This window comes from Chitinophaga fulva (assembly GCF_012927205.1).
GTDB classification, from domain to species: domain Bacteria; phylum Bacteroidota; class Bacteroidia; order Chitinophagales; family Chitinophagaceae; genus Chitinophaga; species Chitinophaga fulva.
Genome location: NZ_JABBGC010000001.1, coordinates 1,129,626 through 1,151,636, shown reverse-complemented (window position 1 = coordinate 1,151,636; position 22,011 = coordinate 1,129,626). Strand labels below are relative to the sequence as shown.

The window sequence follows — 22,011 nt, the reverse complement described above, 5'->3', positions numbered from 1 at the left end:
TTTTCGATGTTTATTACGCCTTCATGATGCAGTATAAAACCGTGTTTCCACAAAAGCAGGGAAAAAAAATTTTCAACAGCATCATATAGACATATAAAAACATTCGTTTCACATTATAAATGAAACGATTATGCAACGAAAAAGTTACAGAAAATTATTTGCGGCTATCCGTTATGCCTTTGAGGAAAGCATAGAGATCGTTCATATTACGGATACGGTTCACCACCAACATGAAGTTTTTGCCTACCTGTTTGAGTTTGGCGTTGTTGGTACGGGTTTGTATATACGTTAATATATGATTGAACGTAGGTGATTCAAAATACGGGGAGTCGGGGTTATTGATAAAGTAGCAGCGGAGGTTTTCTTCTTTGAGCATCATTTTCTCGAAGCCCAGTTGAATAGCCATCCAGCGGCAGCGTATCATAGTGAGCAGGTCTTTTACGGGATCTGGCATTGGGCCGAAGCGGTCTGCCAGTTCATGCTCGAACTGCTGTAACCTGCCTTCATCTGTGGTATTGTCCAGTTCCTGGTACAGGTTCAGACGTTCCTGGATACTTTCTATATAAGTATCCGGGATCAATATTTCGAGGTCAGTATCGATCGTACAGTCATTGACGAAGTCTTTTTTCTCTTCCAGTTGTTCTTTGAAGAGATCGCGGAATTCGTTTTGTTTCAGTTCACGGATGGCTTCATCGAGGATCTTCTGGTACATATCGAAACCTATTTCCGCCATAAATCCGCTTTGTTCACCACCGAGCAGGTTACCGGCGCCGCGGATATCGAGGTCGCGCATAGCGATCTGGAAACCGCTGCCCAGCTCACTGTGCTGTTCGAGCGTTTGCAGGCGCTTACGGCTGTCGGCAGTGAGGGTGCTCATGGGCGGCGCCAGCAGGTAACAGAATGCTTTTTTGTTACTGCGACCTACACGGCCACGCAGCTGGTGCAGGTCACTCAGCCCGAAGTGGTGCGCGTTATTGATGATAATCGTATTGGCATTGGGAATATCCACGCCGCTTTCCACGATATTGGTACACACCAGCACATCATATTTGCGGTCAATGAAGTCGAGAATGACTTCTTCCAGCTGATGGCCTTCAAGCTGGCCATGGGCCGTAGCGATAGCCAGATCGGGGCATAGACCCTGTATCAGCGAAGACATTTCAGCCAGTCCTTTTACACGATTGTGCACAAAGTACACCTGGCCGCCTCGTTCCGTTTCGTAATAGATGGCGTCGCGGATAAGGTCCTGGTTGAAGACCTGTACTTCCGTTTCAATAGGTTGCCGGTTAGGCGGCGGCGTATTGATAATGGAAAGGTCACGGGCACCCATCAACGAAAACTGCAACGTTCTTGGTATAGGCGTTGCCGTTAGGGTGAGGGTATCCACGTTATGTTTCAGCTGTTTCAACTTCTCTTTGGCAGACACACCGAATTTCTGTTCTTCGTCCACCACCAGCACGCCCAGGTCTTTAAACTTCACATCTTTGCTCAGCAGGGCATGTGTACCGATGACGATATCGATTTTGCCTTCCTCCAGCTTTTTGAGCGTTTCCTTTTTCTCTTTGGAAGATTTGAACCTGTTGAGATAATCCACCGTGCAGGGGAAATCTTTCAGTCGCTCGGAGAACGTTTTATAGTGCTGGAATGCGAGGATGGTAGTGGGCACCAGTACAGCCGCCTGTTTACCATCTACGATGGATTTGAAAGCTGCACGGATAGCCACTTCTGTTTTACCGAAGCCTACGTCACCGCATACGAGGCGGTCCATAGGAGCGGGGCTTTCCATGTCCCTTTTCACATCGGCGGTAGCTTTGCTCTGGTCCGGCGTATCTTCATACAGGAAGGAGGCTTCCAGCTCTGTTTGCAGATAGGTGTCCGGTGCGTGTGCAAAACCCTGCTGGGCTTTACGCACAGCGTATAATTTGATCAGGTCTTTGGCGATGTCCTTAACCTGCGTTTTAGCTTTTTCCTTCAGCTTGTCCCACGCGTCGCTGCCGAGTTTGTTCACCCGGGGCTCCACACCTTCCTTACCGGTGTATTTACTGATTTTGTGCAGGGAGTTGATATTTACATACAACAGGTCGTTGTTTTTGTAAATAATACGGATAGCTTCCTGCATTTTACCGCCGGACTCGATCTTTTGCAAACCGCTGTACACGCCCACGCCATGGTCGATATGCGTTACATAATCGCCGGGTTGCAGCTCCCGCAACGTTTTCATGGTAATCGCCTTGTTTTTATTGTAGGCTTGTTTTACCCTTGATTTGTGAAAACGCTGGAAGATCTGGTGATCTGTGTAACAGGCAAGTTTCAGTGAGTGATCGATGAATCCGTGGCTGATGGCCACTGGTATGGGAAAGAAGACAAAGTCTGCTTTCAGGTCTTCGAAGATACTGCGCAAACGTTCGAGCTGGCGCGGGTTATCAGCGAATATAAAGAGGGAGTATTTGTTATTGTTATGCTGGGCCAGGTCTTTGATCAGGAGATCGAACTGTCTGTTGAAGACCGGTTGTTCCTGTGTATCGAAGACAACTGTTTCCGGCTGTATGCTTTTTTCCGTGAGGTATTCTTTATTACCGAAAACCACGGTCGTTTTCTGTAAAAGCTGTTCCATCAGGGGAGCGGCTTTCACGAAATCATCGCTGCTGAGCACCATGTCTTCATCATCGTTCACCTTCACTTTCTGACCGGTCAGCAACCAATCATCGAGCCGTTGTTCCATCTGCTCCACCACGCCCTGAATGTAGGCAGGGTCTTTCATCCACACGATGGTATTGGCGGGGAGAAATTCTACCAGTGACGTCTTCAGGTGATCTACCGTGTGGGTATCCATATTAGCGATGAGCGTTACCAGTGTAAGCTTGCGCTCGCTAAGCTGGGATTCCGGATCAAACAGGCGGATAGAGTCGATATCTTCTCCAAACAGTTCAATACGGTATGGCTTTTCGTTACCGAAAGAGTAGATATCGAGGATACCACCTCTCAGTGCGTACTGGCCGGGCTCATATACGAAGTCGGTGTGTTCAAATCCCCAGCCGATCAGTTTCTCCAGCAGCGGGTCCACTTTCAGCACGTCCCCTACCTTCAGCTGCACCATATTGGAGCTGAAAGCCTTGCTGCCGGCCACTTTTTCCCAGAGTGCTTCCGGGTAGGTGACCAGTATTTTTTTCCGTACGCCATCGCCGGAAAATTTCATCAGCGCTTCCGTACGCAACATACTGTGGCTGCTGTTGAACTCCTGGAACTGTCCGGTTTTTTTGAAAGAATCGGGGAAATAGAAAATATCAAGGGCCTGGCTGAGTTCTTCCAGATCGTTCTGGAAATAGGCTGCCTCCTCTTTATCATTCAGAATAAAGAGATGGTTCGCTTCTGCATTAGCCCAGATTGATACCGCCACAAAATTTATTGCACTCCCGCTCAGGGAAGAAAGCTGAAAGTATTGTGGGGCGGGTGTTTGAATCCCCTTCACCAGCGTCTGCAGGCGAGCATCACGTTGAAATAATTGTAATACAGCCTGTAAATTCATGAAGGTTGCAAAGATACGAACATTTGTTTATTTGATTATTTAGAGATTTAATTATTTGACGGGAATCCGCTGATTATTAAAATGATCAAATATTCAAATAACAAAATCCCAAAATGTTTCATTATATTCAGTGACACCAAAATCCTTTTTCCATGCAGGAGATCTGGTATACAGGCATCGTTACCCGGCTGTTAGATGAAACCCCCAATACACGGCGTTTTTGGATCCGTATACCCGAGCTGGAACGATTTGATTTTAAACCCGGGCAGTTTGTCACCCTGGACCTACCCATTCATGAAAAGAAAAACAAGCGCTGGCGCAGCTATTCCATTGCTTCGCATCCGGACGGCACCAATGAATTTGAACTGGTGATCGTACTATTGGAGGGAGGCGTTGGTAGTACGTACCTCTTCAATGAAATCAAAGAGGGGAGCACCCTACAGGTAAGAGGCCCGCTGGGCATGTTCACGCTGCCGGCAGACATGGAAAAAGACCTGTTCCTTATCTGCACCGGTACGGGCATCGCGCCGTTCCGGTCCATGATACATCATATACAGCTGCATCAGCTGCCACATCCCAATATCCACCTGATCTTTGGCTGTCGTTATGAACAGGACCTGCTGTATGCTGAAGAAATGCGGCAGCTGGACAAAGACATGCCCCGTTTTCACTATATCCCCACGCTGAGCCGCCAGGAGGACTGGACCGGCAAAAAGGGTTATGTACACGGTATCTACGAAGAAATCCTCGCCGGGGACAAGCGGCCCGCCAACTTCTACCTGTGCGGCTGGAAAGCCATGATAGACGAGGCCCGGCAGCGTATCACCGCCATGGGATATGACCGCCATGATATTCACCTCGAATTGTACGGATAATCTGGTTAGAAACAATAGCCAAAACCTGTGTCCAGATTGGGTGTTACCTGATTGGAAGAGAACATCAACATAGCTCCCATCCTGAACATAAAATGTTTATTGATAAAATGACGCCGGCCTGCAATGGATAACCATCCCAGTGTGGTGCGGTCTGTTGCCCCTTCCTCAAACCAAAGCGAGTCGCCAAACATGTAAGTCATCCCGGCGCCAACTTCCAGACAATTCCGATCGGGATTCGGCAAGCCGAACACATAGTTAATGCCTCCAAAGAGGGTGGGGCGGTCGGGAACAGAAAAACTGTGTGTAATAGTGGAGTCATGGTACCTTCCTTGCCCTTCGGGAATACGTTTATAATAACGCCACGACTCCTTGTATTGAGGCACAATGCCTGCGCCTACACGCATCCCAAGGCCGGTGCGCTTTCCGTTAAACCGCGTATCATAGTTAACGCCAATACCACAGGAAGGCCCTAACAGTGTGCCATACACGACATGCGGCCATTTCTTGGGTAAATACACCGGGTGTTCCTTACGGGGACGGGAATGATTGGTAGAATCCTGGGGCGTCTTTTGGGCGGAAAGGGAAATGCAGCAAAACAAAAGGGCCACAGCTGTTATTGTTCGTATATGCATAGGGGGTAGGGATATATACGAAATTAAACGGCTGTGGCCCTGAATATGTTACATGATCTTGCTCAGAACGATGTTTTTCACCTCTGTAAGCGGAACGCGTTCCTGTTCCATAGAGTCGCGGTAACGAATGGTAACAGTACCGTCTTCTTTGGTCTGGTGGTCAACGGTTACGCAGAAAGGCGTACCGATGGCATCCTGGCGGCGATAACGTTTACCAATGCTGTCCTTTTCCTCGTAGTAGCAGTGGAAGTATTGTTTACACTCATTTACCAGTAACTGTGCTGCTTCCGGCAAACCATCTTTTTTGGTGAGCGGGAAAACCGCCAGTTTGATAGGCGCCAGTTTCGCGGGGAACTTCATCACCACGCGGCTATCGGCTTTCTCAGGCGTGCTGAGGTCCTGCTCTTCGTAGGCGTTGCAGACTGTCAGCAGGAACATACGATCCAGACCGATAGAGGTTTCTATCACGTAAGGCACATAGTTCTGGTTAATTTCTGTATCGAAGTACTGGAGTTTTTTCTTGCTGTATTCCTGGTGTTGTTTCAGGTCGAAGTCGGTACGGGAGTGGATACCTTCCACTTCCTTAAAGCCAATCGGGAAGTCAAATTCGATGTCCACAGCGGCATCGGCGTAGTGCGCCAGTTTCACGTGGTCTTTGAAACGGTATTTGGAAGGATCGGTGCCGAGGCTCAGGTGCCATTGCATCCTTTCTTCTTTCCATTTCTCGTACCATTCTTTCTGTGTGCCAGGGCGTACAAAGAACTGCATTTCCATCTGTTCAAATTCGCGCATACGGAAGATGAACTGACGGGCAACGATTTCGTTACGGAAGGCTTTACCAATCTGTGCGATACCGAAAGGCACTTTCATCCTGCCGGTTTTCTGCACATTGAGGAAATTCACGAAGATACCTTGCGCTGTTTCCGGGCGCAGGTATATTTCGCTGGCTTCATCCGTTACACTGCCCAGCTGGGTGGAGAACATCAGGTTGAACTGACGAACGTCTGTCCAGTTGGAAGTGCCGCTGACAGAGCAGCTTATTTTTTTCTCTTCGATCAGGGTTTTCAGGCCTGCGAAGTCATTTTCTTTCAGGAGTTCGTCCATCTGGGCCAGCACAGCGTTGCCTTCTGCTTCAGGCAGTGTTTCGGCGTACGCTTCGATCAGGTGGTCTACCCGGTAGCGTTTTTTGCTGTCCTTGTTATCGATCATAGGATCGCTGAAGTTGTCCACGTGACCGGACGCCTTCCAGGTGGTAGGATGCATAAAGATGGCAGCATCGATCCCCACGATATTTTCGTGCAGCTGGGTCATGCTCTTCCACCAGTAGTCCTTAATATTTTTTTTCAGCTCGGAACCGTACTGACCATAGTCATACACCGCGCTGAGCCCATCGTATATTTCGCTGGACTGAAAAACAAAACCGTATTCTTTACAGTGCGATATGATCGCCTGGAATTTATTCTGATCTGTAGACATAGTCGCGCAAAGATAAATGCCAATTTTGAAAATATGATTGTAATTATTTTATAATATATATCTAACTAAAATAAATACTATTACCCTTCTTCCACCCCATTACCGGGAGCCGGCGGCTCGTGAGGCACCTCTACTTGTTTTACCCAGACCGCATAATCGTTAGGGTAAATCTCCCTTCCGAAATGATGTATGTATTGGCGGGTAAAAACCGCTCCGAAGTACAGGATGGCTGCGGAATAGTATACCCATAACAGGATAATGACCACAGAACCTGCGGCCCCGTAGGTAGAGCCGACCTTACTGGCACCGAGATAGTAGCCGATGGCGAATTTACCAATCATAAACAGCACTGCCGTTGCAACAGCGCCTACCCGCACATCTTTCCATCTGATCCGGGCATCGGGCAGCACCTTGAAGATGATGGTAAACAGGGTGGTGATCACCAGAAAAGGCACCACCAGGTTGGCCACATATACAATCAGTGTAGTAGTGAGTTTGGTAGGGATAAGTTGCGCCAGTACATTCTGGAATAGCTCCACCAGGCCGTTAACAGCCAGTGATACCAGCAAAATGAAGCCCATGCTGACTACCAGCGAAAAAGACAATAGCCGGTTGATGAGCATACGCAGCAGGCCGTTTTTCTTGGGCTTCGATTTCAGTCCCCAGATAAAATTAATAGAATCCTGTATTTCTGCAAACACGCCGGTAGCACCAATGACCAGCGTCACAAAACCTACTATGGTGGCCCAGCTCATATCATTCGACAAGGTAGCGTTGCGGATCATGGATTGTATCTGAATGGCCGCCTCACTGCCAACAAGGCCTTGTATCTGGCCATAGATACTGCCTTCCACCGCTTCCTTGCCCAGAAACAGGTCACAGAAGAAGATGATGATAATGAGCATGGGAGCTACGGAGAAGATGGTATAGTAAGCCAGCGCCGCGCTGAGCTTCAGCACTTTATCATCTATAAAAGCATTGCCGGACGCTTTCAGCACCGTCCAGTACAATTGTATTTTTCCCATTGGTTTATTCATGCTGCAGGTTTTTACCCACAGGAAGCAAAAAGCATGCATGGCATTTGCTTCCCGTGGCATAGGCGTAGAGGAGGGTGATTATTTCAGTTTAGGATTGTTGGTATGCCTGGTAGCATCCCGGATATTTTTCTTGTCAAAGTTTTTCTCGAGCGCCACGGTCATATCTATACCCGTTTGATTGGCGATACACAACACCACCCACATAACATCGGCCAGTTCATCGGCCAATTCTCTTTTTTTGTCACTGTCTTTAGCAGACTGGTCACCGAACTGCCTGGCCATTACACGGGCCACTTCACCTACTTCTTCCGTAAGGATGGCCATATTGGTCAGCTCACTGAAATAGCGTACCCCGGTCGTGTTAATCCAGTTGTCGATCTTTTCCTGTGCTTCCTGTATAGTCATGGATAATGAATTGTAGTTTTTAAAGATAACGGATTGCAGGCATAATGGTTTTATCTTATTCCCGCTGGTGCGTGTCTATGATAATGGTAACCGGCCCATCATTGAGCAGCGCTACTTTCATATCAGCGCCAAAGATACCGCGCTGGATAGTTGTACCAAGGTCCTGCTCCAGTTGCGCGATCATTTTCTCATACAGCGGGATGGCCACGTCCGGTTTACTGGCACGGATATACGAAGGCCTGTTGCCTTTTTTCGTAGAGGCGTGCAGGGTAAACTGGCTTACCAGCAGGATATCTGCATGCATATCTTTCACGGAAACGTTCATCACGCCGGCATCATCGTTGAAAATGCGGAGGTTGACAATCTTACTGCTCAACCATTGGATATCTTCCGGGCCGTCAGCGTCTTCAATACCCAGCAATACCAGCAGGCCTTGTCCGATCTGGCCGGTGATGACGCCATCAACCGTTACGGATGCCTCGGATACACGCTGTATAACTGCTCTCATATCAATTTCCTGTTTTAATCCAGCGGGAAATTAAGACAAACCGCGGTAACATTTTCCGCTTTTGTACGCTTAACTGATACCAAAATCTATTGTTTATGCCACGTATTTTACCAGGTATCCTGTTAGTTGCCCTGTTGGCAGGCAGCTGCAGCCACAAGGAAAAAAGCCCCTGTAACAATAACGACATTGCCACCCTGAAGATGGCCATCCAGTTTACATTCCGGTTGACCGATCCGCAGACCGGCGCAGACCTTGTATCCGGCCCGGGGGCCACTATTCCGCTTGACAGCGTGCGGCTCATCCGGCCGAATGGTCAGTCCGGCTATTGGGTAGAGAAGGCCTCCCGTTCTACCGGCGCTACCTACCTCAAAGGCCCGGTAGCACCAAGCATGGTGCTCGAGGTGGGCCAGACTGGCCGTGTTGCGCAGTACAAAATCAACATGACGTTCAGGGAAGCCGGTTGTTCCAACGAACTTGTCGGCGTTACCCTTGGAGATAATGCTGTACCGCTTAAAAAAGACAGCACTTACGCATATCTCATCCCTTTTTCCCGGTAATCATCTTTTCCTGTTGTTTAATGAAGCCAGTCTGCCGCAGGTGGGCCTGGCTTTTCGTGATGTGTTACCAGCCATCCAATATGCTTACCTTCGGGAAGGCCTTTCAGATTATAAGCTGTTTTTCAACATTATAGCCCAGGGCTTCAGCCTCCGGAACTTGAAATTGCCGGTCAATTAACGTAAATTTGCATTATAAAAAAGAATCATACAATGAACATTAATGTTACACCTGAGCTCACCTTTCGTACGGCCCGCAGCGGCGGTTCCGGCGGACAGCATGTGAACAAGGTGGAAACCATGGTGGAAGGCGCATTTAACATAGAAGCCTCCGCCTTGTTAACCCCTGAGCAGAAACAACTGCTCCATGAGAAACTGGCCAACCGTATCAATTCGGAAGGAATATTACAGGTGAGATCACAGACGGCCCGCACCCAGCTGGGCAACAAACAGGAGGTTATCTTCAAGATAAATGACCTGATCAACAAAGCACTGATCCCCCGCAAGAAAAGAATAGCCACCAGGACACCGAAGGCGGTTGTTGAAAAAAGGATACAGTTCAAGAAGCGGTTGTCTGAGAAAAAACAACTGCGGAGAGGTAATTTTGAGTAACGGCAATTGTATTTTGCATAAAATTTTTAGGGTTTGAGCATCAAGAAACTGGCAGGACAGACGGTTTATTACGGGTTGAGTAATATTGTGAGCAAGCTGCTCAATTATTTCCTGACGCCTTTTTACCTCGGCATTTTAAGCAGGGCCTCCTTCGGGGAGATGTCTAACGTATATGCCTATATCCCTTTCGCCAATATTGTGCTCACCTATGGCATGGAGACTGCCTTTTTCCGGTTTGCCAAACAGGAAAACAAGTCCCATGTGCTGGGAACGTCCACCATATCCCTGTTGATATCCACGATATCCATCACTATCCTGCTGCTGTTATTGCGGGGGCCGGTGATCAATTCGTATACCGGGGAACTGGCCGGACTTACCGGGCATCCGGCATTCTACACCTACATTGTGCTGCTCATGGCTTTTGATGCACTGACAGCCATACCTTTTGCCCAACTGCGACTGGAGGGCCGCCCGGTACGGTATGCCGCCATCCGGGTAGCCGGTATCCTTACCACCATCTTTTTCAACATCTTTTTTCTGGTCATCTGCCCCAAGCTGGCTGCAGCCGGTCATCAGTGGGTACCCAACCTGCACAACGGCAGCGATCAGACGGGATATATTTACCTGAGTAATATGCTCGGCAGTGCAGTCACCCTGGTACTGTTCCTGCCACAAATACAGAAGATAGAATGGAAATTTGACCCGGCGCTCTGGAAAAAGATGCTCCATTATGCCCTGCCCCTGATCATTGTGGGCATGGCCGGCATGGTCAACGAGACCTTTGACAGGGCCTGGTTCCTGCCACAGTTCCTGCCAGGCAACAGTATGGAGGCTAAAAAAGAGACCATCGCCCTGTACAGCGCCAACTACAAACTGGCCATCCTGATCACCATGTTCATACAGGCGTTCCGGTTAGGGGCGGAGCCTTTCTTCTTTAAACAGGCCGAAAGTGAGAACCCCCAAAGGGTATATGCCCGTATTATGAAGCTGTTTGTAGTAATGTTGTGCTTCATGTTCCTCTTTGTGAGCCTGTACCTCAATGTCTGGAAGATATTCCTACGGGTGCCCTTCTACTATCAGGGCATGCGGATAGTCCCCGTACTCCTGCTGGCAAATATGTTCCTCGGCATTTATTACAACCTGACTATTTGGTTCAAGTTGACCGATCGTACCAAGACCGGCGCGGTGATCACCCTGATCACGGCTGTACTGGCTTTCCTCCTTAATTACTGGTGGATACCCGTGATGGGCTACTATGGCGCCGCACTGGCCACCATGGTCTGCTATTTTGTACAGATGGTGGTTTGTTATGTATGGGGACAGCGTTATTACCCGATACCTTACCATCTACCTAAACTGATCACCTACATTGGGCTGGCCGTACTCACCTACTATGTGTTCAACTGGCTGAACGCCAAAGTGCTTTCTCCCGGCGATATCTATGCGCTGAAGCCTCTATCTCTCGCAGTGGCCACCCTCTTCTTTGGAGCTTATGCGTGGTTTATCTTCCGGATGGAGAAAAAGGAGTTTGCCCGGATGCCGTTTATCGGGAAATACATCAAATAATTTGGGGATTTTTTGATTTTGGGATTTTGAGATTTACCTAAAGTATGGGAACCCCTCTATGGAACTCAATCCCTTCAAATCAAAAAATCCGTAAATCAACAAATCCCTAAATGAGGAACGGGTTATACTTCTTTTCAAACCCAATCGTAGTGGCGGGACCGTGGCCAGGGAACACCCGGATCTCATCCGGCAATACAAACAGCTTTTCACGGATACTGTTCAACAGGGTGGCATGATTGCCGCCGGGCAGGTCTGTACGGCCGATGCTCTGGTAAAACAGTACATCTCCTCCAATCACAAACTGCTGGTCAGCGCAGTAAAAGGAAATACTTCCGGGAGAGTGGCCTGGTGTGAAAAGCACATCCAGCTCATGGCCGCCAAAAGCTATCTTTTCCCCTTCCACGATATAACGGCCGGGCATAGGAGAGGGGTCGAATGGCAGGTTATACATGGCCCCTACAGCCTGGGAGTTGTCCATCACTACCTGTTCTTTCTCATGAAACTCGGGTTTTAAGCCATAGGTTTCCGATACCAGTTTGTTCCCGAAGATGTGATCAAAGTGGCAGTGAGTGTTCAGCAATCTCGTAACATTTAACTGTTCCGTTTGTATATATTGCAATAATTCTTTTCTTTCGTCCTGAAAATAACAACCCGGGTCTATAATTATACATTCCCTTTTACCGTTAATAAGCAGGTAGGTGTTTTCCTGAAGAGGACCAAAAGTGAATTGTTGGATTTCGATCATTGTTACCTGATTTTTAGCTAATTTTAAAACAGATCACAATATTATCAATACTTTCTGTATGAACAGATTTATTACCAGGTTATTATTCGGTACCCTATTACTTGGAACATTTGTCACGCAAGCCCAGACCAATACCGTTGAATTCGGCCAAAATCGCGTTCAGTTCAAGAATTTTAAGTGGAGATATTACCAAAGCCGGCACTTCAACACCTATTTCAGCCAGAACGGGCTGGAACTGGGCAAGTATGTTACCCAGGTAGCCGAAAAGGAATTGCCTTCGATAGAACAGTTCATGGAGTCGAATCCCCGCCAGCGCATCAATATTGTGGTCTATAACAGCTTCGGGGAGATGAAACAGTCCAATATCGGCATCGGTATTGACTGGCAGAACACCGGAGGCGTTACCAAGCTGGTAGGTAATAAAATGATCGTTTACTTCGATGGTAACCACGAAAACCTGCACCGCCAGATCCGCCAGGGGATAGCCCGCATTCTGCTGGAAACCCTCCTCTTTGGTGAAGACATCGGCGAATTTGCCGGTAACGCAGCCCTGATAGATTTCCCTAAATGGTTCACCGACGGCTTTATCGCCTATGCCGCTGAACCCTGGAACGCCAAACTCGATGAAGAACTGAAATCCGTGCTGCTCTCCGGTAAATACAACAGCTTCAATCAACTCGCATACGATAAACCACTGCTGGCCGGACAAGCCTTCTGGTACTATGTGGAAAGCAAATATGGCAAAGATGCCGTGCCCTACCTGATGTACATCACCCGTATCAACAGGGGCCTGAAAAAAGGCTTTGAGCAGGTACTTAACCAAACACCCAAAAAGGCCACCCAGGACTTCTTCGTTTTTTACCAGAAACGTTTTGCCGAAGATAACCGCAGACGTAAAACATCTGCCAAAGGCCGCACTATTGTTGCACAGGAAATCGGTAAGTCCGATTACTACCGCTTCAACCCCAATCCTAAAAACAACTCTTATGCCGTGGTAGAATTCAGAAAAGGTGTCTACCGCGTACAGATACAGCTGGGCTGGAACAAACCCAAAGTGCTCCTTCGCAGCGGCGTTATGCAGCTGGCCAACCAGGTGGACCCCAACTATCCGCTGATGGCCTGGAACACCAAAGGCAACCGCCTCGCCGTAGTATATGAGCATGAAGGCAAGACCAAACTGATGGTCTATGACCTTATCACGAAAACGACCCTACGTCAGGACCTACCGCAGTTTGACCGCGTAGTGGACATCAAATACATGCCGGTACAGGAAAATACCCTGCTGCTGTCTGCCATCAAAAACGGACATACCGACATCTTCACCTACAGCATCAGCAATTCTAAAACTGATCAGATCACCAACGACGTATACGACGATCTGGACCCGTCTTTCGCCGCCTTCCCGGGCAAAAGCGGTATCATCTACTCTTCCAACAGGCCAGTGCCCAAAGGAAGAGGCAGCGATACCACCCTGCCTAACAGGCCGTTCAACATCTTCATGGTGGACAACTGGAACAAAAGCAGCGAAAAACAGATCACCCAGCTCACTGACCTGAAGTACGGCGATGCCAGACTGCCCATGCAGTACAACACCACCCACTTCACCTTTGTATCTGATGCTAACGGTATCCGTAACCGTTATGCCGGCTTCTTCAAATCAAAAAGCGCCGGAGTGGACTCGCTGTTCTTTGTAGGCTCAGAAATCCTGCACAACCCGGACAAAGAAGAGCTGGATTCCACGCTGGCAGCCTATGGCACCACCGCCCCGGATTCTGTACAGGCCGTGGCCATCACCATGGACTCTACCTACACTTTCCCGATATCCAACTATCCGTATGGCATCCAGGAATCCCGTATCACCGGCGAGCAGGGTGAAGTATCCGAAGTGGTAGGCTATGCTGGTATCAAACGGCTCATGAAACTGAAGGTAGATACCAACGTGCTGAAGAAAAGGAACGTGAACGCCCGCCCCACCAACTTCCGCCGGGCGGAAATGCATGCCGACAGCCTTCGTTTGGGTCTGCCTACCTATTCCGCACCGGCAACACCGAAGGATACCACCACACATACCAACTTCTTCCAGAACGAATTTGGCAACGACCCGGCGGACACCACCAGTCGTACTAATAATAACAATGTATCCTCCACGCCGTCATCATCCGTGCCTGGCCTGTTTGAAAAGAAAAAAGAAGAACCGGTGCTGAAAAAAGCGAAGCTCTTCCCCTATAAATTCAAATTCGCGTCGGATTACCTGGTGTTGCAGCTGGATAACTCTATCCTGATCAACAAATACCAGCCGTTTACCGGTCCTCCGTCTGGCCCGATCCGCCTGACTGACCCTGTGAACGGATTAATTCGTATAGGCGTCAGCGATCTGTTTGAAGACCTGAAGTTCAACGGTGGTTTCCGTATTCCATCCTCCCTGCAGGGCTCTGAGTATTTTTTCACGGCCAACTACCTGAAGAAACGCTTCGATTATAAGTTCACCTACTACCGTAAGGTGGACAAAAACAACGATGTTATCGTGAACGACTCTGCGCTGGGACAATTCCGTGCGCCGGCCAAGTTCATCACCAACCTGTACCAGGTAGAAGCACGTTATCCTTTTGATCAGGTACGCAGCATCCGCCTGTCTATTGGTTACCGTACCGATAAGCTGGTGGCCCAGGCTGTGGAAAAACCATCGCTGCTGAGCAAAAACTATAGCGAAAGTTATGCGATTGGCCGACTGGAATATGTGTATGACAATACTATCAATCCGGCTATCAACATCTGGAACGGCACCCGCTACAAGGTCTATGGAGAAATCAACTCCCAGTTGACCAATGGCGGCCTGAATGAGATCTTCAATCCGAATGCACCCGCTAATGGTGGACGGTTCACCTACAATATGGGCGTTGACGTTAGACATTACGAGAAAATATACCGCAACTTTATCTGGGCCACCCGTTTTTCACTGGACATGTCCTGGGGTACCCGTAAACTGCTGTACTATCTCGGTGGTATCGACAACTGGCTGAATCCGCAGATCAACGCCAATACACCGGTGAATATGAGCGCTAACTACGCTTTCCAGACCCTGGCAGAGAACCTGCGCGGTTACAAACAGAATGCGAAAAATGGTAACAACGTGATGCTGCTTAATACAGAATTGCGTCTGCCCGTATTCGCCACCTTCATCGAGAAACCGATCAACTCTGCATTCCTGCGCAACTTCCAGGTAACTACCTTCATGGACATTGGTACCGCCTGGAATGAGAAACTGAGCTTTAAAGACGCCAACTATACCAACTACAACGATGATAACGGACTGGTGACCACCCGTATCAAAGAAGGTTTCCTCGGTCCGTTCATTGGTGGTTATGGCTTCGGTGCCCGTACTACCATTGCCGGCTACTTCCTTCGTGTAGATGCCGGTTGGCCGATGGTAGCGTTCTTCCGCGGCAGCCCGATCTGGTATTTCGGTATGGGTGTGGATTTCTAACCTGTGACGGCCATGATTACTGCTGATTCGCCTGATTAGCGGAGATAAAAGCGAAGATTAATATTGTATATAAAACAAAACGCCCGTTTGATAAAAATCAAACGGGCGTTTTGTTTTTATTTTGATGCTTAAGCGGATTGTTTTTTCACCAGCGGATACATAAGACTGAGGAAGACACCCATGCAGATCGTGAAGGCCCAGGCACTGCGGTTTTCCACCGGATGCAGGACGATGTCTCTCATATCTCCCAGGAGCGTCAGCGGGTCTTTTACCACGTCCCAGCTGTTATAGCGAAGGTAGCGGCCAATATATACGCCCATACCGCAGAGGAACATTACCGGGAAAGTAAACAGCCATGCCGGCCAGCGGGTATGGCGTGCGCGCCAGAGGTGCTCCATGCTGCGGATAGACATGTAGCCGAGCATCATGCCATTCCAGGCAAAGGAGAAAATCACGAACAGGTCGAACCAGAGCGGTACACCGCCATCGAAGAGATGGAACAGATCGGTGAGGATATATGGTGCATTGGGAATGAATAACAACCAGGCGACGAAACAGCCATACCAGGTAAGGCGGTTGTTGATTTCGGCGGGATGTTTTTCCATCCAGCGGGTAATAGCAAAAGGCACGTAGGCCAGGAAGAGATTCCATACCAGGGATACACGCAGATAGGTACCGGAATGGTATATACGATAGCACAGTAGTGCCAGGCTAAACAGAATGGAAAAGTACAGCGTATATCTCTGCTGGTTTTTCGCAACCCGCTGCCGGATCAAACGGAAGATGCCTTTCAGTCGCATGGTTCGAATGTTTTTTAGTAATGAATAACCATTTACAGGATATGGGGGATAAATATCAGTGCACCGATGCCGGCGGCGGCGATAGCGGCGATAAGTACGGCACCTGCCGCCACGTCTTTGATCCACTTAACACGCGGATGATAGTCGGGCGACAGGTGGTCCATAATTTTTTCGATGACGGTGTTCAGCATTTCTGAGACCCAGACCATCGCGATGGTGATGATCAGCAAGATCCATTCCATCCTGGAAAGCTTATACCAGCATCCGGCTGCCGTTACCGCGATAGTAGCCACCAGGTGGATGCGCGCATGGGGTTCACTGCGAAGAAAAGCCGCAATTCCACTGAAAGCATACCCGAAGCTGGCCAACCGTTTGCTGAAATAAGAATCTTTCCTCATATTTTATTGTACTGTTGATTTCTCAGATAATTTGTCCCATTTGATGGTCCTGCTGAAATACATGATGGCTGCCAGTGTCAGGAAGAGGCCAATGCTGCCCATCAGGAGAGCCTGGTCTTCCGCGCTGATAATCACATAGATAAAACCGTACAACAACAGCAAGGTAGCACCAATGCCTGCAGCGATACGGCCGTTTTTATAGGCGCTGGCCACGTATAATGTAATCAGGCCTATAGTAAGACCGCTGGCGATCAGGTAGGCGAGTGTAAAGTTAAGCTGTTCTGATATGGATATCAGCAGGGTATAGAAAATACAGAGGGCGAGGCCTACGAGGGCATATTGCAATGGATGAATGGCGCGGCGTTGGGAGAGTTCAATAAAATAGAAGATAATAAAGGTGAGTCCGATGACGAGGATAGCGTATTTCACTGCTCTGATGGACTGCTGATAGCTTTCAGCCGGCATAAAGAATTTGATGCCGAAGTCTGCACTATGGATATCGTATTTATTGCCCGCCCAGCTCTGGGGATATTCGCGGTTGAGGTCCTGTATTTCCCAGGAAGCGCTGAAGCCTTTGGGGTCGACCCGGCGGTCTTTAGGCGGGAAGGCACCGTCGAAGCTGGGGTCGGGCCAGCTGGAGCTGGTATGTACCGTGGTGGTTTTACCCACAGGGGAGAAGCTGATCCTGCCGGAGCCTTTAACGCCCAGTTCCAGGGTGAAGGAGCCGGCGAGGGCCGCGGTATCGCCGGAGGCCAGCGATACCGGGGACTGGATGCCACTTTTGAACAGGTCAGTATTGACCACACCGGGGCTGAAAGGAAATGTTTTTCCATTCCAGACCATTTTAACCTGGTTATCTATGCCACGCAGGTCGGTGATGCCCATGATAATGGACGCCTGGTCCCATTTCAGTGCGGATGGCGGTACGCCTGATTTGTAGAGGGCGGCAGGGCTGAAAGTACCACTCAGCTGCATTTTGGCGTCGTAGACGGCCACGCTGAAGATGCCTCTTTTAAGTTTTTGGGGCAACAATTCTCCATTGATTTTTAATTGTTCGGGCAACAGATACACATAGGTAGCGTTGGCAGAACCGGCAACGGTATAGGGAATGGCCAGTATAGGGCCGGTAATATGTTGTTCGTATCCCCAGCGGCTGCTGACTTCTTCTACTGCAGAGGTCTGCCTGTCCTGGCGTTCGCGGATAACGTCTGTGATCATGCTGGCTGGAATCAGTAACACCATCACCATGATGACGATGACAATCGCTTTGAAAGCGTAAGCGTAACGACTAAAAAATGATGTGTTGAGGTTGTTTTCGGGAACTTCCATGGTTTTATTTTTTAAAAAGCACTTTGTGTTTCAAAGTAAAAGGACAAAAAAATTTATTTCGTGAATTTGATCATGTGTTCAAGGGCTACCAGATGGCCTTTGAAGGCTTTTTCCCCGGCAGTGGTAATAGCGTAGGTAGTATTGGTCTTGCGGCCAATAAACCCCTTGTATACCTTGATGTAGCCGTTTTCCTCCAGCGTATTGAGATGGGAGGCCAGATTGCCGTCGGTCACCTCCAGCATCTGCTTAAGGTCATTAAAATTGACCTCATTATTCACCATCAACACACTCATAACACCCAGTCGGATGCGGCTCTCAAATATCTTGTTTAAATTACCAATCGGATTCATGCTAATTATTGAAAGCTTCCCTTTCTCTCATATTTCCACCACATTACGATACCATAGATGATGTGCAATACCCCAAATCCCACTGCCCAAAAATAAAGCCCTTTACGCAAAAGAAAAAGGTTGCCGATACCTAACAGGATTTCCAGGATACCCAGATAACGTAACTCCGGCAGGGTGTACTTGCTGGCATTCACTAACGCCAGGCCATAGAAAACCAGGCAGCTGGGAGCTACCAGCGTTTCCATATGATTATATAACAGTCCCGCAGCAAAAGCACCACCGGCCGCCAGCGGAATACAAACATTGATCAGTACCTTACGGCTCGTCACATCCCATATCGGAAGATTATTTTTTTTCGCTCTGCGCCACGTGAAAAAGAGCCCTCCACTCACCGCGGCCGCCATCACTACCAGTGCTGTTACGATCAACTTAAACTTCAGGTCCGCGTAATCTGCATCATTATACACGCCGGTGCTGTCCCAGCGCTCATAATATGCCACCAGCCAAACACGCGCCAACCAGGCGCCCACCAAAGCACTCAGCCCCGCAGACACGCCACTCAGCCCGCTCAGTGAAATAAACCGGCTGCTGCGCTCCATGATACGCTTAATGTCCGTTAAAGTCTGCAAATGTTGTTGATCGTCCGTCATACTTAAAAAGCACTTTGCAATACAAAGCTAAAATAATTTCCTGTATTTCAAAATATATTTTTTTCGTCATAACTGCGTTACCTTCAGGAAAGCAACTATACAGGTTAGCGTTAAATACTCTAAGTTTGTTGTCAGATATGTTTGGTTGGAAAAGAATTATAGCAGTCCTAATAGGCGTAAGCGTTTGGTGTACAAAATTGATGGCGCAGCAATATAAGGTCAGTGGAACAGTGAGAGATGCCCATTCCCAGGAAATCATTCCCTTCGCTACCCTTCAGTTTGATCATACACAAACTGGTATGGTTAGCAATGCTGAAGGAAAATTTCTATTTGAGTTAAATGTTATCCCGTCAGATTCCTTACTGGTGAGGGTAATGGGATATACCATTCTTAAAATGCCGGTCAACCGGACATTGAAAGAACAAACCATCAACTTTGAAGTTACCCGCTCAGACCTCTCCCTGAAAACATACGAAATAAAAGCCAACGTTAACTTCGCCCTTATTCTTCTCAAACAGATCGTTAAACACAAACCGGAAAACAATTACAACCGGCTTGATAACTATAAATACGAAGTATATAACAAACTGGAACTGGACATGAAAAACCTGAACAAGGAAAAATTGTCCAAAAACAGGTTCACCAAACCATTTGCTTTCATCCTTGATAACATTGACAGTACCTCGGAAGATAAACCATTCCTTCCCATCTTCCTGACGGAGTCCCTGTCGGATTATTATTTTCAATCTTCCCCCCGGAAGACAAAAGAAATCATCAAAGCCGCCCGTACCTCCGGTATCGACAACGAAAGCGTGACGAAATTCCTCGGCGGCATGTACCAAAATATCAATGTCTACAATAATTTCATTCCGGTATTCGATAAACAGTTCGTTAGCCCGATACACCACAACGGTGCATTCTACTACGACTATAAAATAGCCGATACCCAATATATCAGCAGCCAGCGGTTCATCAAACTCAACTTCACGCCTAAACGAAAAGGAGAGAACACCTTTATCGGCGACATCTGGGTACATGACACCACCTACGCCGTGATGAAAGCCACACTGTCCGTGCCTAAAGACGCCAACATCAATTTCGTCCGCCGCGTGAGCATGGTGCAGGAATTCAGACAACTGCACGACAGTACCTGGTTCCTTTACAAAGACAAATTTGTGGCCGATTTCTGGGCGCCCAGCCCCAAGCCTGGTAAAACATTCGACTTTATCGGCCGTAAAAGCACCACCTACGATAATGTGATCACGAATGATACCGCCGCTACCAACATCTTCAGTGACAAAAAATACCCGGAAGCAGTCGTAGTACTCGACAGCGCCCGTGTACGCAAAGAATCTTTCTGGAAAGACAACCGGCCGGAAGATCTCAGTAAAAATGAGATCGGTATCTACAAAATGATCGATACCCTCCAACGGATGCCGCTCTTCCAGAAATACTCCAATACCATCCGCTTCCTGGCAACGGGCTATAAACCGTTTGGCCCCATAGAGTGGGGACCTTACTACTACCTCTTTTCCCAGAACCGGCTGGAAGGGTTCCGTTTGCGGCTCGACCTGGGCACTACGCCCAAGTTCAACAAAGACATATACCTCTATGGCTACCTGGCTTATGGCTTCAAGGATAACGTCTATAAAGGAAAAGTGTCTGCCCTCTGGCTGCTGAAGAGACATCCGCGCATGTATCTCTACGGCGCCTATACGAAAGATCTCGACAACGGCTCCCACTACTATGACGAAGTAGGTACCGACAACATCTTTACTCTCGCCATCCGTAAAAATGGTATCCCCCAGAAGTTCCTCATGATAGAGGAACAGCGACTGGAATTTTACAAAGAATATTACAGCGGCTTTTCACACCAGATAACGCTGTTGCATAAACAGGCCAGGCCATACGAGCCGCTGCCGACCGCAGAATTCTTTCCCAAAACGATCAGTAACCGCGATCCGCTCACGACCACAGAAGTGGAATTAAAGCTCCGCTGGGCTTTCCATGAACAATTCCTCGAAGGCAACTACTACCGGATCAGCCTGGGCAGTAAATACCCTATCACGGAACTGAAATACGCCGTGGGTATCCCGGGTATCGCCAACAGCGGCCAACAATATCAGCGTGTATCCCTCAGCGTGTCTGACTACATTAAACTACCGCCTTTCGGCTCCCTGTACTATAACGTTTTTGGTGGTAAGATCTTCGGCACCGTACCTTATACTTCCCTCGAAGTACATCCCGGCAACGAAATTTACTACTACAACAAATACGCCTTCAACATGATGAACCGCTTCGAATTCCTCAGCGATCAATATGTTGGCTTCAACGTGGAACATACCATCGGCAACGGTATCTTCGGATACATTCCCCTCATCAAGAAGTTGAAATGGCGCCAGTTCTGGACTGCCAAAGGGGTGGTGGGCTCCCTGTCAGAACCGAATAAAAAACTGAATCTCTATAACGGCTATCCTTTCCGGACGCTCGAAGGCAACCCTTACCTGGAAGTCGGTACCGGCATAGAAAACATCTTCAAATTCCTGCGGGTAGACTTCATCTGGCGCGTAGCACCGGATGTACTGCCTGATGAACCAGCGAATAAGAAGTTCGGTGTATTCGGCAGCTTTAAATTGCAGTTCTAATGAAGAAAGACGTAACACATACCGCCTTATTTGATACGCTGTTATCCGGCGAAATTGGCGATATGTATTACGATCTGCACAACGATTTTGAATGCATCCGCATCACCTATAGCCTTATTGAGAAGAAGCTGGAACTGAGGTTCATCAACGATGACGACAGAATCGTTATTACTTTCCTCGATGCCCGGTTAGGAGGCTGCAGCCTTAATCCTGCTCAACCCGGAAGCACACTGGCACTCTTTTACCGCAGCCACTTTGAAATGAATAACAATCATCATGAAATGACTTCCAAAGGAGAGTATTATTACCAACTGGAGTTTCTGGAAGAAACTAAACTCGAAGTATTTGCCCGACAGGTAGTGATGGAAATGACCCGGCTGAATAGTTAACAACAGCGACCTACAACGTTATCCCGGTTA

Annotated in this window: 19 protein-coding genes; 7 read left to right on the top strand and 12 right to left on the bottom strand. The window is 48.3% G+C overall.

Annotated features, from left to right (window positions below; genetic code table 11):
- Positions 1-154: 154 nt before the first annotated feature.
- Positions 155-3,397 (bottom strand): transcription-repair coupling factor, encoded by a 3,243-nt coding sequence (gene mfd / locus HHL17_RS04895; RefSeq protein WP_317166518.1) that lies wholly within the window; start codon positions 3,395-3,397, stop codon positions 155-157.
- Positions 3,398-3,678: 281 nt separating this feature from the next.
- Here mfd and HHL17_RS04890 point away from each other — a divergent pair, with 281 nt between their 5' ends.
- Positions 3,679-4,401, top strand: a complete 723-nt coding sequence (locus tag HHL17_RS04890) for a ferredoxin--NADP reductase (RefSeq protein ID WP_169223644.1) — start codon at positions 3,679-3,681, stop codon at positions 4,399-4,401.
- Positions 4,402-4,406: 5 nt separating this feature from the next.
- Here the strand turns inward: HHL17_RS04890 and HHL17_RS04885 are convergent, their stop codons facing one another.
- From HHL17_RS04885 to dtd, 5 genes are all read right to left on the bottom strand, one after another.
- Positions 4,407-5,033, bottom strand: a complete 627-nt coding sequence (locus HHL17_RS04885; RefSeq protein WP_169223643.1) for a hypothetical protein — start codon at positions 5,031-5,033, stop codon at positions 4,407-4,409.
- A gap of 48 nt (positions 5,034-5,081) precedes the next feature.
- Positions 5,082-6,509, bottom strand: coding sequence for a glycine--tRNA ligase (locus tag HHL17_RS04880; RefSeq protein ID WP_169223642.1), 1,428 nt, complete (start codon positions 6,507-6,509; stop codon positions 5,082-5,084).
- An 80-nt stretch (positions 6,510-6,589) separates the two neighbouring features.
- A complete protein-coding gene (locus HHL17_RS04875; protein ID WP_240975091.1) occupies positions 6,590-7,546 on the bottom strand; it encodes a YihY/virulence factor BrkB family protein in 957 nt (318 codons plus the stop codon).
- Positions 7,547-7,624: 78 nt separating this feature from the next.
- Positions 7,625-7,951 (bottom strand): nucleotide pyrophosphohydrolase, encoded by a 327-nt coding sequence (locus HHL17_RS04870; RefSeq protein WP_168870531.1) that lies wholly within the window; start codon positions 7,949-7,951, stop codon positions 7,625-7,627.
- A gap of 55 nt (positions 7,952-8,006) precedes the next feature.
- Complete coding sequence (gene dtd, locus HHL17_RS04865; RefSeq protein WP_169223641.1) at positions 8,007-8,459, bottom strand: D-aminoacyl-tRNA deacylase; 453 nt, start codon at positions 8,457-8,459, stop codon at positions 8,007-8,009.
- A gap of 95 nt (positions 8,460-8,554) precedes the next feature.
- Between dtd and HHL17_RS04860 the strand changes: the two genes are divergently transcribed.
- The 3 genes from HHL17_RS04860 to HHL17_RS04850 all read left to right on the top strand — a co-directional run bounded on the left by HHL17_RS04860 (position 8,555) and on the right by HHL17_RS04850 (position 11,191).
- Entirely contained in the window at positions 8,555-9,016 is a 462-nt protein-coding gene (locus tag HHL17_RS04860) for a hypothetical protein (protein ID WP_169223640.1), read from the top strand.
- A gap of 210 nt (positions 9,017-9,226) precedes the next feature.
- Positions 9,227-9,625: an alternative ribosome rescue aminoacyl-tRNA hydrolase ArfB gene (gene arfB / locus HHL17_RS04855; protein WP_169223639.1), complete on the top strand. Its 399-nt coding sequence runs from the start codon at positions 9,227-9,229 to the stop codon at positions 9,623-9,625.
- A 33-nt stretch (positions 9,626-9,658) separates the two neighbouring features.
- Complete coding sequence (locus HHL17_RS04850; protein ID WP_169223638.1) at positions 9,659-11,191, top strand: oligosaccharide flippase family protein; 1,533 nt, start codon at positions 9,659-9,661, stop codon at positions 11,189-11,191.
- 106 nt (positions 11,192-11,297) lie between these two features.
- Here the strand turns inward: HHL17_RS04850 and HHL17_RS04845 are convergent, their stop codons facing one another.
- Positions 11,298-11,936, bottom strand: coding sequence for an MBL fold metallo-hydrolase (locus HHL17_RS04845; protein ID WP_169223637.1), 639 nt, complete (start codon positions 11,934-11,936; stop codon positions 11,298-11,300).
- Positions 11,937-11,994: 58 nt separating this feature from the next.
- Between HHL17_RS04845 and HHL17_RS04840 the strand changes: the two genes are divergently transcribed.
- A complete protein-coding gene (locus tag HHL17_RS04840; protein WP_206155912.1) occupies positions 11,995-15,420 on the top strand; it encodes a hypothetical protein in 3,426 nt (1,141 codons plus the stop codon).
- 128 nt (positions 15,421-15,548) lie between these two features.
- On the opposite strand, the gene HHL17_RS04835 is transcribed toward HHL17_RS04840, so the two are convergent.
- The 5 genes from HHL17_RS04835 to HHL17_RS04815 are packed head-to-tail and all read right to left on the bottom strand — an operon-like array spanning position 15,549 to position 18,947.
- Positions 15,549-16,220 (bottom strand): DUF1361 domain-containing protein, encoded by a 672-nt coding sequence (locus tag HHL17_RS04835; RefSeq protein WP_169223636.1) that lies wholly within the window; start codon positions 16,218-16,220, stop codon positions 15,549-15,551.
- Positions 16,221-16,252: 32 nt separating this feature from the next.
- Entirely contained in the window at positions 16,253-16,618 is a 366-nt protein-coding gene (locus HHL17_RS04830; protein WP_169223635.1) for a diacylglycerol kinase family protein, read from the bottom strand.
- 3 nt (positions 16,619-16,621) lie between these two features.
- On the bottom strand, positions 16,622-17,947 hold the full coding sequence (gene creD, locus HHL17_RS04825; RefSeq protein ID WP_169223634.1) for a cell envelope integrity protein CreD: 1,326 nt from the start codon (positions 17,945-17,947) through the stop codon (positions 16,622-16,624).
- 53 nt (positions 17,948-18,000) lie between these two features.
- The gene (locus tag HHL17_RS04820) at positions 18,001-18,297 is read right to left on the bottom strand and encodes a winged helix-turn-helix domain-containing protein (RefSeq protein WP_169223633.1); all 297 of its coding nucleotides are present in this window, start codon (positions 18,295-18,297) and stop codon (positions 18,001-18,003) included.
- A 5-nt stretch (positions 18,298-18,302) separates the two neighbouring features.
- Positions 18,303-18,947 (bottom strand): hypothetical protein, encoded by a 645-nt coding sequence (locus tag HHL17_RS04815; protein ID WP_169223632.1) that lies wholly within the window; start codon positions 18,945-18,947, stop codon positions 18,303-18,305.
- Between the two features lie 200 nt (positions 18,948-19,147).
- On the opposite strand from HHL17_RS04815, the gene HHL17_RS04810 reads away from it, so the two are divergent.
- The gene (locus HHL17_RS04810; RefSeq protein WP_169223631.1) at positions 19,148-21,592 is read left to right on the top strand and encodes a DUF5686 family protein; all 2,445 of its coding nucleotides are present in this window, start codon (positions 19,148-19,150) and stop codon (positions 21,590-21,592) included.
- Positions 21,592-21,981 (top strand): hypothetical protein, encoded by a 390-nt coding sequence (locus tag HHL17_RS04805; protein ID WP_169223630.1) that lies wholly within the window; start codon positions 21,592-21,594, stop codon positions 21,979-21,981. The genes HHL17_RS04810 and HHL17_RS04805 overlap by 1 nt, the downstream gene beginning before the upstream one ends.
- Positions 21,982-22,011: the final 30 nt, after the last annotated feature.